This is a genomic window from Nitrospinota bacterium, from assembly GCA_027619975.1.
Taxonomy (GTDB): domain Bacteria; phylum Nitrospinota; class Nitrospinia; order Nitrospinales; family VA-1; genus JADFGI01.
On sequence record JAQCGX010000010.1, the window covers coordinates 81,523 to 92,517 of the forward strand.

General features: G+C 50.9%; 9 protein-coding genes. 4 read left to right on the top strand and 5 right to left on the bottom strand.

Annotated features, from left to right (window positions below):
• The first annotated feature begins 3 nt into the window (after positions 1-3).
• Entirely contained in the window at positions 4-1,287 is a 1,284-nt protein-coding gene (locus tag O3C58_05480) for a hypothetical protein (protein ID MDA0691310.1), read from the top strand.
• A 331-nt stretch (positions 1,288-1,618) separates the two neighbouring features.
• On the opposite strand, the gene O3C58_05485 is transcribed toward O3C58_05480, so the two are convergent.
• On the bottom strand, positions 1,619-1,879 hold the full coding sequence (locus tag O3C58_05485; protein MDA0691311.1) for a hypothetical protein: 261 nt from the start codon (positions 1,877-1,879) through the stop codon (positions 1,619-1,621).
• Positions 1,880-1,953: 74 nt separating this feature from the next.
• Positions 1,954-3,378 (bottom strand): sodium/proline symporter, encoded by a 1,425-nt coding sequence (locus O3C58_05490; protein ID MDA0691312.1) that lies wholly within the window; start codon positions 3,376-3,378, stop codon positions 1,954-1,956.
• Positions 3,379-3,509: 131 nt separating this feature from the next.
• Here O3C58_05490 and leuS point away from each other — a divergent pair, with 131 nt between their 5' ends.
• The 3 genes from leuS to holA are packed head-to-tail and all read left to right on the top strand — an operon-like array spanning position 3,510 to position 7,552.
• Entirely contained in the window at positions 3,510-6,014 is a 2,505-nt protein-coding gene (gene leuS / locus O3C58_05495; GenBank protein ID MDA0691313.1) for a leucine--tRNA ligase, read from the top strand.
• A gap of 4 nt (positions 6,015-6,018) precedes the next feature.
• Positions 6,019-6,534, top strand: coding sequence for an LPS assembly lipoprotein LptE (gene lptE / locus O3C58_05500; protein ID MDA0691314.1), 516 nt, complete (start codon positions 6,019-6,021; stop codon positions 6,532-6,534).
• A gap of 13 nt (positions 6,535-6,547) precedes the next feature.
• Positions 6,548-7,552, top strand: a complete 1,005-nt coding sequence (gene holA / locus O3C58_05505) for a DNA polymerase III subunit delta (GenBank protein MDA0691315.1) — start codon at positions 6,548-6,550, stop codon at positions 7,550-7,552.
• A 51-nt stretch (positions 7,553-7,603) separates the two neighbouring features.
• On the opposite strand, the gene rpsT is transcribed toward holA, so the two are convergent.
• From rpsT to O3C58_05520, 3 genes are all read right to left on the bottom strand, one after another.
• A complete protein-coding gene (gene rpsT / locus O3C58_05510; protein MDA0691316.1) occupies positions 7,604-7,876 on the bottom strand; it encodes a 30S ribosomal protein S20 in 273 nt (90 codons plus the stop codon).
• Positions 7,877-8,287: 411 nt separating this feature from the next.
• A complete protein-coding gene (locus O3C58_05515) occupies positions 8,288-9,343 on the bottom strand; it encodes a SulP family inorganic anion transporter (GenBank protein ID MDA0691317.1) in 1,056 nt (351 codons plus the stop codon).
• An 87-nt stretch (positions 9,344-9,430) separates the two neighbouring features.
• A complete protein-coding gene (locus O3C58_05520) occupies positions 9,431-10,798 on the bottom strand; it encodes an alginate export family protein (protein MDA0691318.1) in 1,368 nt (455 codons plus the stop codon).
• Positions 10,799-10,995: the final 197 nt, after the last annotated feature.

Here is a 10,995-nt window from a genome sequence, read left to right on the forward strand (position 1 = left end):
CCAATGATGTTTGTTTATCACATTCTCTCAACCCTCGCCGCAGTCATAGCCGTTCCCGGCTTTGCGGTTTATTCTCTGTTCACCGGCAGCAAACGCCGGGGGCTCTGTCATCACTTCGGCCTGGTTCCCGGTTCACCGGCATCCCCCGCGCAAAAAACGCTATGGGTTTATGCCCTGTCTCTGGGCGAGGTGACGGCGGCGGCTCCGGTGTTAAAAATCATTCACCAGAAACGGCCGGACCTACGGCTCGTGGTCTCAGTCACCACCGGTAGCGGCTACGACGGCGCCCGGCAAAAAATTCCCTTCGCTGATGCAATCTTTTTTCATCCCCTGGACTGCCTGCCCTTCACAATGCTAGCACTCAACCGCATTCGCCCGGACGCTTTCGTCGTCACCGATACCGGCTTTTGGCCGGGCCTGCTCGATCTTATGACTCAACGCAGGATTCCCACATTATTATTCAACGGACGAATTTCTAAACGGTCGTTCCGGCGTTACCAGCAACTGGGGAAATTTTCCAAAAATTTATTCAATGGCTTCAGCGTCCTGTGCATGCAAAGCGATGATGGAAAAGATTCTCTGCAAACCTTGGGCGTGGAGCCTTCCCGATTGAAGGTCATCGGCGATCCCAAATTGGATGCGCTTGTTTCTATATCCAATGATGAACGAATTGAGATTCGATCCGAGCTTGGCATACGCCCAACGAGTTCTGTCTGGGTGGCGGGCAGTACGCATGCGGGGGAAGAAGAAATCATCCTGCAGGTGTTTCAAAATTTAAAAATAAAATTTCCCGATCTGGTTTTGATCCTGGCCCCCAGAAGGTTGGAGAGAATCAGCGAGGTGGAAGCACTTTTGAAAACCCGAAACATTGCGTTCATCAAACGTAGAGTCATCAACGAACCCAGCAACGGAGAGAGTCCGGTGATCCTGCTCGACACGATGGGTGAGCTTTCTAAACTTTATTCCATTGGCGATGTGGCCTTCGTCGGCCACAGCATGATCCCTCCTGGCGGCGGCCACAGCCTCATGGAACCCGTCGCTCATGGCAAGGCGGTCATCCACGGCCCCCATATCGAAAATTTCCGGCAGGTGGCGGATGAACTCCGGACACGGGATCTGGCCTATCCGGTAAATAACGCCGAAGAAATGGAAACCGTTCTTGCCTCCCTTTTGGGAGACACATCAAAACGAAGCGCGTTGGCTGGAAAAGCGACGGCATGGATTGAAGGTCGCCAGGGCGCGTCCCACCGCATGGCGGATATTATTTTGGAAACCTTCCAAAGTTAGCGGCAGAAATTATTTTCACCGTAAAGAACACAAAGAAATCAAAAGGTTTTTGAAGGTCTTTCCTTTGCGTCTTTGCGGTAAACAAATCTCTTATCTCATCATATGCAGCGCATGAAACCAGCAAGCCTGGGCCGGCGAAGCTAAAGCCTGCGCCTATTCACCCTTATCCCTATTTCTTTTTCTATCCTTTTTTTGCATATGCTTTTCTTTCATGTGCTCTTTTTTCATTTCTTTTTTATCATGATGGAGTTCATTGAATGCCTGCTTATGCTTGTGCTTACAGGATTTCATATCCTCACGTGAACTGGCGGACCCAATACAACTTTCCAACTCACTCAAGAGACCATGTCTTTTCGCAATGCTTTCCAATGCTTTCCAAAGCTTTCGCTTTATAAGTTTCAAAATTTTTCCCGTCGCCTGCACCCTCACTCATACCTGCCCCTTCATCAACCGGCGCACCCTTTTCAGCCAACGCCACGCTTTGCAACATAAATACCATCAATACGGCCAACATTATTTGCTTCATACATTTCCCCTTTTTCAAAAATTGATGTGACTTGTAAATTACAACCCGTTCTTCCCAGATGACCATAAAAGTTCTCAGAAAGTCAGCAAAATTAGTTGCGATTTTTTTAAATTTTACTGAAAACCAATAAACTGCTAACTTTATTTATTTTTCCCTATTTTACTCACACACCAGATCGCAAGGGAAGAAAATAAAAAGGCCGGAACCAGTTCGTAAATCACCGCATCGGACAACCCCGAAACTTTCCAGATGATAGAGGTCAAAAATCCGGTGAGCATCCCGGCAACCGCCCCAAAAAAGGTAACGTTTTTGGAATAAAGCGTGAACAGGATGACCGGACCGAAACTCGCCCCGAGGCCCGACCAGGCAAATAGCACAAACCAGAAGATCACCCGCGTTTCCATGAGCGCGATGGCCATCGCCCCGACGCCTAATACCAGGATGGTGACGCGACTCACTACAAGGATTTTCTCGTGCGACAGAGGTCGACGGAGGGTTTTCGTGTAGATGTCGTGGGCGATCGTCGATGCGGCCACGATGATCTGCGCCGAAACCGTGGACATGATCGCCGCCAACACCCCGGTCAAGACGACAGCCGTCATTAACGGCGGCAATAACGCGCCTGCGGCTTTGGGGAACAGGTGCTCGGGGTCCTGCAATCCGGGAAACAGCGCGTTACCGGCGATGCCCAAGACAATGGCGGAAATGTATATTAAAAACCCCCAGGAAAAAGCGATCCAGATGCCGCGCTCGATGGTTTGCGTGTCTTTCGCCGCCATGTAGCGGGTGATAACATGCGGCTGGCCCGGATAGCCCAAGCCAATCCCCAGCAGTCCCACCATTGACCCGAAAAACACTGCCGTCGATTTTCCTCCCATCCAGGCCAGGGTCTCGGGCGACACGGCGTTGACCTTTTGCACGGTGGCATTCATCCCGCCAAGGTCTGCGACTGCAACCCAGGCCAGAACCACAATGCCGACGACCATGATCAGGCCTTGAACGAAGTCGGTCCAGGCGACGGCGCGGAACCCGCCCATCATCGTATAGAGGATCACGATGGAGCCGCCAGCGGGAATGCTCAGGGTGTAGGGAATGCCGAAAATAGCGTCGAAGGTTTTACCGATGGCGGTGAACTGAGCGGCGACATAGGCCATCATGCAAGAGAAAATAATGACCACCGAGATGAGGCGAAGAATATGGGTTTTGTCGTTGAAATGCGATTCAAGATAATCCGGGATGGTGAGGGCGTGTTCCTCATGCGAATGTTTTCTGAGTTTTTCGGCGATGAAGAGCCAGTTGATCGCATATCCCAGAAGACAGCCCGGCAAAAACCAGATAGCTGACAGTCCGTCTTTATATGCCAATCCCACCGTCCCCAAAACCGCCCAGGCGCTCTCGGAACTGGCGGTGGAAGAAATCGCCGTGACCCAGGCCTTCAGGGACCGGTCGGCAAGGAAAAAATCGGCGGGGGAGTGGGTTTTCCGCGAGGCTAAGTAACCAATGCCGATCATCAACAGCACATATAAAAAGAAAACCGTTCCGATGATTGCGGTCAGTTCTGTCATGGTCCGGCATTATAACGAAGATTGACCCCGGCAATACGATTTTTCATGCGTGCGGCCCTCTTCATCCCGCTGGATTATTTTGTAAATTTTGCTAGTATGAATCTTTTTCCGAAAGACGGAGTGACGGTTGCATGCAAGATTACGATTTTAAGTCCATCGAAGCAAAATGGCAGAAAACCTGGGAGGAAGACAAAACCTTCCGGGTGGAACGGGACCCTGCCAGGAAAAAGTTTTATCTACTGGAGATGTTTCCCTATCCTTCAGGGCGAATCCATATGGGCCATGTGCGCAACTACGCCATTGGCGACGCCATCGCCCGGTTCAAGCGCATGCAGGGGTTCAATGTACTTCATCCCATAGGCTGGGACGCATTCGGGATGCCCGCGGAAAACGCCGCCATTAAAAATAAATCGCATCCGGCAAAGTGGACGTTTGAAAACATCCGCACCATGCGCGAGCAAATCAAGAAACTGGGCTTCAGCTACGACTGGGACCGGGAAATCGCGACCTGCCGACCGGAATATTACCGCTGGAACCAGTGGTGTTTCCTGCAGTTTATGGAGAAGGGGCTGGTCGATCGCAAAAACGCCACGGTCAACTGGTGCGAAGCCTGTCATACGGTGCTTGCCAACGAGCAGGTGGTTAACGACTGTTGCTGGCGATGCGACGGCCCGGTCCAGCAAAAACAGCAGGAGGGCTGGTTTTTCAGGATCACCGATTACGCCCAAAAACTGCTCGATGGCTTGCAACACCTGGCAGACGAGGGCTGGCCGGAACAAGTGCTGACCATGCAGAAAAACTGGATCGGTCAAAGCCACGGAGCCGAAGTGGACTTTGCCATCAAGGCAAGTAACGCCGTCATCAAAGTATTCACCACCCGGCCCGACACGCTTTATGGCGCCACTTTCATGGTTTTGTCACCCGAGCACCCGCTGACAAAACAACTCTCGCGCGGCACCGATCAGGAGAAAAACGTAGACGCATTTATTGCCAAAATCGCCGGGGAAGACAAAATCTCTCGCACCAGTGAAACCGGAGAAAAGCAGGGCGTTTTCACCGGCGCTTATGCGATCAACCCTCTCACAGGTACTGAGGTCCCCGTCTGGTCCGCCAATTTCGTCCTGATGGAATACGGCACCGGCGCGATCATGTCCGTCCCCGCCCACGATCAGCGCGATTTGGACTTCGCCCGAAAATACGGGCTTCCTGTCAAAGTCGTCATCCAGCCGCCGGATGCAGAACTCGACGAAACCAGCATGACCGAAGCTTTTTCCGGCGAAGGAAGCATGACCCATTCCGGTCCGTTTGACGGGCTGATTGGCAAAGAGGGAATCCGCAAGGTCTGCGAATATCTGGAGTCAAATAAAATTGGCAAGGCCACGATCAATTACAAATTGCGCGATTGGGGCGTCTCACGCCAACGGTATTGGGGAACTCCCATCCCCATCGTGCATTGCGATGCCTGCGGCATCGTCCCGGTTCCCTATGACCAGCTTCCCATCGAACTCCCTTTAGATGTTCAATTGGGCAGTCAGGGGCAATCCCCACTCCACACGCTTGAGGCGTTTATCAACACCCCCTGTCCGAAATGTGGTCAGCCCGCTCGCCGGGAAACCGACACATTGGACACTTTCGTGTGTTCTTCGTGGTACTTCGACCGTTACACGTCACCGCGCAACGATGACGAACCCTTCGGCAAAGAAGATGTCGATTACTGGATGCCGGTGGATCAATACATCGGCGGCATCGAGCATGCCATCCTGCATCTATTGTATTCGCGGTTTTTCCACCTCGTGTTCCGGGATCTCGGCCATGTGCAATCGCCGGAACCTTTCAAGCGTCTGCTCACTCAGGGGATGGTGATCAAGGACGGGGCCAAGATGTCCAAGTCCAAAGGCAATGTGGTGGACCCGGACGACATCATCAACAACTATGGCGCCGATACCGCCCGGCTTTTTATTCTGTTCGCCGCGCCGCCGGTCAAAGACCTGGACTGGAGCGACCAAGGGGTGGAGGGTTGTTTTCGTTTTCTAAAAAGAGTGTGGCGAATTTGTGCGGATTTTCTGCCGGAAGTCCAAACCAGCCAGTCAGCTCAGGAACCTGATGCGGATCAGGCAAAAGAGCTGAAAGAGTTACGGCGTAAAACTCATATCACGATCAAGCGGGTGACGGAAGATATCCAGAATCGCACGCAATTCAATACCGCCATCGCCGCGACCATGGAACTGACCAACCACCTGTATGCTTTCCGGGAAGGGTGGGCAGCCTCCGACAAACATGCCGACCATGAAAAATTTGTCGTCAAGGAAGCGATCGAAACCCTGATTTTGATGCTGTCTCCCTTCGGCCCCCATATGGCGGAGGAGGTGTGGTCCCTTTTGGGTCACGTGCAAAGCATCGGTCAAACTCCCTGGCCTGCTTATGACGAGGCGCTTATCCAATCGGAGGAGGTATTGATCGTGATTCAGGTCAATGGTAAGGTGAGACATAAAATCACGGTGTCCGCCGATATGAGCGAAGAAGAATTAAAATCTCTGGCGCTTAAAGACCCTAAGATTCAGGAATCGATCCAGGGAAAAGAAGTCAGGAAGATCATTGTGGTTCCCAAAAAACTGATCAATATCGTTGCAAATTAAAAAAATGAAACCCTATATTAATAAACTTTTTGGGCTCGCCGCCTTCCTGCTGATTTCCGGTTGCGGTTACCACTTGGTCGGCACCGGTACCACGTTGCCACCCCACTTGAAAACCATCGCCATTCCGGTATTCGACAACACCTCTTCGCAACCGAATATTGACAGGGATATCACCAATGCCATACGGCAATCCTTTGTCAACGATGGACGGCTGAAAGTGGTGAGCACCCATGAAGCCGATCTGGTGATGAAGGGATTATTATCCAGCTATACCCTGCAGGCCGTGTCCTTCACAACGCAGGATGTGGCGCAGGAATATTTCGTTCTATTAGGGGGGAGCATTGATGTCCAGGATCGAGTGAAGAAAAAACGTTTCCTGAAACAGAATTTCACCACCAAGTGGGATTTTCAGACCGACGCCGACGTGATCAATTCCGAGGCCGCCCGGCAGTTGGCTCTTAAAGATGCTTATAGAGTACTGGGAAATCGCCTGGTGAGCATCGTCATCGACCAGTTTTGATTTCTTTCACGCCTTGACCCCCGACGAAGCCCTCCGGCACATCGAACAAGAGAAGATCGCTTCTCTTTATTTTCTCTATGGTGAGGAAAAATTTTTTCACACCGGGATCATCCAGGCCCTTCTGCAAAAACTGATCACGCCGGAGAACCGCGAGTTCAACCTCGAAACTTTCGATGCAAAGGGAAGTTCCGTTCACGACTGGCTCCAAGCGATCAAAACCTTATCTTTCCTCGGCGGAACCAAAGTGGTGGTTGTAAAAGATCTTCATGAAATCACCCTGACGCCCAAAGAATCGGAATTGCTGCTCGGTTATACTGAAGACCCCATAGACGGAACCTGCCTGATCCTGACTGCGGACAAAGCCGATCGAAAAAAGAAAATATTCAAGTCGCTCACAAAAATTCAACAGGCGATAACCTGCGAGGCGCCTAATGAATCCGCGCTTATTCCCTGGATTAAAAAACGGGCCCAATCCTTTGGCTACACCCTTTCCCCTGATGCCGCACGGCAGATGGTGGAACGGACCGGCCCGAAGCCTGGAATCCTGGCGTCGGAGTTGGAAAAAGTTATGACTTACGTAGGAAAAACGCGGTCCATTTCGGACCAGGAGGTCCTGGCGATGGTGGGAGATATCAAGTTACAAAATCCGTTCGCCCTGACCGAAGCTTTGAAGGATAAGAATGCGGAAAAGGCTTTCCTCCTGTTACATAATCAGCTCGACCACGGAGAAGAACCTTTAAAAATTCTAGGGACGATCGTTTGGCAGTTCCGGGTCATCTGGGAGGTCAAAAATTATCAGGCGCAAAAACTTCCGCCTTTTAAAATAGCCCAGGAAATGGGAGCCAAGCCCTTTTTGGTGGAAAAAGCATTGAAGCACACGCAGAATTTCAGCAACCAGGAACTGACGCAGAATTTCAAAAACCTGACGCAGGCCGACCGGGACTTGAAAACATCCGGCCAGTCTCCTCAGGGAATTCTGGAAGCGCTGATATTAAAACTCTGTTCCGGTATCAATTAGCTGGCGGTGCAGATCATTTAGAAGACCGACATTTCGGTCCTCCTTTTTCATTCATGCAGAGGCGGAAAGCTGGTGGACTTTTTTAGCCAGGCCGGAAATCTTTCTGGATGCCGTGCGTTTATGGATGACTCCTTTGCTGGCAACTTTAGAAATTACTTTTATAGCTCCTTGTAATTCCTTTTCAGCTTCCACTTTATCCTTGGCTTCCAATTCAACTAAAACTTTCTTGGTGGCGGTTTTAAGCTGGGTGCGGTAAACCTTGTTTCTGGCGTATCGTTTCTCGGTCTGACGGTTGCGTTTGATTGCGGATTTATGATTTGCCAACGACTCTTCCTTTCTATACGTAATAAAATAAAATCAATTTAAACGTGTCCCTTGCCAAAAAAAAATTGGGGTCACATCAGGTCACTCCCGGCGGCTCCCGATCATTTTATCCATGACAACCGAACCAGATCTGAGAATAATCCTGTTGGGATCTAGATCATATACTTCATTCAGGCGGGAGTTGTCAAGTCATCAAGGATGGAGCCACCCCACTATACCATTCAACTCATTGAAAATAAACTGTATTATTAACCTCGCCTTCGCCACCCAGATCCCCGCATATTTCAATGGGGAGGAACCGCATCAGCGTTTAAAGACTATCGTCCCCTCAGAGGCCGGACCATCAAAGATTATGCTCTTAAACATGCTCTTGACGGAAAAAAAGGCCTTGAATTAAGGTGGCGGTAAAATTTATTTCGTCTCGCACATGAATACAGGTTTACTGCTCAATTCCCTCGCCATTGCGATCGCGTCATCAATGACCTCAAAATAGTTTTTTTCCGCATGGTCCAAGACATTCACACTTTCGAGAACTTTCATAACTTGAGGAGGAGCACTGCAAATCAACACCTTTTTCCCATTTCCGCGGGCTTTATTCACCAGATCCTCCAGCGCATAGGCTCCGGAAAGATCAATCATGCTGACGTCTTTTAATTTTATAATCAAAGCTTCGTGAGCGTCTGCATTTTCATAAGTATCTTCCAACTGCTTGACGCCCCCGAAGAACATGGGACCCTGGGGCCGAAGAATTTTTACTTTACCTTTTAAATCATCTCCAAACATATCGCCAAGAGAATCATCGCCCAGATATGCGATGTTGGATTTATAAAGCCGACTCATTTCCAGAACAAACCGAAAGAACGCTAAAACGATGCCGACGGCCATGGCTATCAGCAAATCTTCAACAATCGTTACTATCAATACGGACCAGAAAACGATCATGTCCGTCACGGGCAGGCGATGCAGAACCGGCAAAATGCGATAGTCCAGGATGTCGATACCCACCTTGAACAAAATAGCCGCCAGGCAGGCCATGGGAATGTCCTCCGCATAGGGTCCCAGGCCCAAAACCAAAGCCAACAGCACCAGGCCGTGAACCACGGCGGCCAGAGGCGTCTTACCTCCAGATTGTATGTTCGCAACGGTTCGCATGGTAGCGGTCGCCGTGGTCAGCCCGCCCACCAGACCGGCGGCGCAATTCGCCAGCCCCTGGCCAAACGACTCACGAACACTGCTGTGTTTCGTCCCTGTCATATTGTCGGCAACGATGCATGTCAGCAGGGAATCAAATACAGCCAACCCCGCCAACCCCGCCGCAGGCCCCAGATAGTCACCAAACTTAGACCAGGCCGGCCAATATAAATCAGGAAAACCCGTCGGAATGGTGCCAATATATTCGATATCAAAATGACCAAAATTGGCAATGGCGGTTCCGGCCAACAATGCTAACAGAGGCGCCGGTATCATTTTTAATTAACGTAAAGTTTAAAAAAAGATCTATTTGACTGCCTTTTTCGCATGCGATCTTAGCGTTTGATTACAAAGGCGAGTGGATTAGAACCGAAAGGTGAGCATGGAACCCAGGTAGGTCGTATCACGACCGGGAGGGGTTTGCCTGAGGAATTCGCCGGCGCGGAAATATACAAATATTGCCTTTAAATCCAGATGCCGGTTGAAGGTATATTTGGCTTCTAACTCCGGCTGGGCGCCGACATAGCGTGCCCGGCTGGGTTGACCGCTACGCAAAAGCCCGTTGCCGATGGAGTAGACACCGTCATTCAGGCTGTCGCGCCAAATAAACAGGGTGCTGGTGGCAACGGACCAGTGCTGGTCCAGGGTCAGCGTGATTCGAGGGTGCACATCGCGTTGGTTGATGAGCCCGCTGGCCGCAAGCTGACTGATGTGTTTTCCCTTGGGGAAAAAAGGATTGAATGAATTCAAATTTCCATCCGATGGGTCCTTGTCGCCCGAGTACACGTCCGCACGCAGGCTGAAACGCACCTTGGCCGGACCCCTGAGTGGAATGGTGTAACCCGTATCGGACGCCAGGGCATAGGCGTGAATATTTCCCCTGCCAAAGGTGCCGAACTGGTATAAGAATTCAAAGTTGTAATCCAGGTTTTTTCCTTTGCCCCACAGCCGGGTGCCGATGGAGTGGCGCATTTCTTCCGCCCGTCCCTGATCATAAAGCGCATTGCGGTTGTGCAACCCCAGGTAATAGAGATCGGTGTTTGCGGGAAAGTTTACCGGTAACTTCTGGCGCACTCCATACAGACCCCACACCGTGTTTGCGTCGGCGGATTTATCATCGAAGGCGCCGGGGTTGAGAGTCACGGGACGAGCGCCGAAGGCACGCACATCCCACCTGCCCGTTTTGAATATGCCGGTCACCGCATCGTGACTGAGGCGCATGTTGGGCCGCTCGCGATAATTGAAAAAACGCCTGCTTCCAAAAACAATTTCCTGACGCCCGGCACGCACCGTCAGGAGTTGATCTGCCTTTTTCAACAACTGCAAATCGACGAATCCCTGGTTCAGATCGAGCCGGTCCTTGTCCACCGCCCGGGGGCCTCCATTGCGTCCGCTTATGATACCGCTCATCAACTGGCCAAACACCCGAACACGCTCGCCCAGGTGAAGGTCGGCATGGCCCAGGTATCGCTGCAGGTAATACCCGTCGCTATCCTGTACCCCTTTGCCCCAGTTGTCATTATCAATGAATTCAAAATGCTGGCGGGTTTCCCCACCCAGGGTCAAATAGACGGACTCGGATTCATTCAGCGGGATGTACTTTAGAGGGTCGAAAAAATCTGTTCTCTGCTCAGGGTCGCGCAGAAAGCGGTAATCCTCTTCGTAGCGTGACGAGTTGAATGCGGGACGGTCCCCCTCAGCCCAGGCAGGGAGTGCGACCGAAACCATCATAAGCACCGGCATCCAAATTATGCGGAAGTATGAAAAGAGCATAAAAATTAATTTTATAGATCTGAAGGATGCAGATTTTGACCTTACCTTAACGTAAACCTTTATATAAAAAAACCCCTTTATAAACGAAATAAATGATCCCCGCCCCAAGGGGCGGGGTATTTAAAGGTAGTTTTTTTATAACCTCCCCTAACCCC

Bases quoted from the DNA above. Each gene is read 5' to 3' on its own strand.
- O3C58_05480 (MDA0691310.1), top strand. From the start codon at position 4: ATGATGTTTGTTTATCACATTCTCTCAACCCTCGCCGCAGTCATAGCC.
- O3C58_05485 (MDA0691311.1), bottom strand. From the start codon at position 1,879: ATGGTCATCTGGGAAGAACGGGTTGTAATTTACAAGTCACATCAATTT.
- O3C58_05490 (MDA0691312.1), bottom strand. From the start codon at position 3,378: ATGACAGAACTGACCGCAATCATCGGAACGGTTTTCTTTTTATATGTG.
- leuS (MDA0691313.1), top strand. From the start codon at position 3,510: ATGCAAGATTACGATTTTAAGTCCATCGAAGCAAAATGGCAGAAAACC.
- lptE (MDA0691314.1), top strand. From the start codon at position 6,019: ATGAAACCCTATATTAATAAACTTTTTGGGCTCGCCGCCTTCCTGCTG.
- O3C58_05515 (MDA0691317.1), bottom strand. From the start codon at position 9,343: ATGATACCGGCGCCTCTGTTAGCATTGTTGGCCGGAACCGCCATTGCC.
- O3C58_05520 (MDA0691318.1), bottom strand. From the start codon at position 10,798: ATGATGGTTTCGGTCGCACTCCCTGCCTGGGCTGAGGGGGACCGTCCC.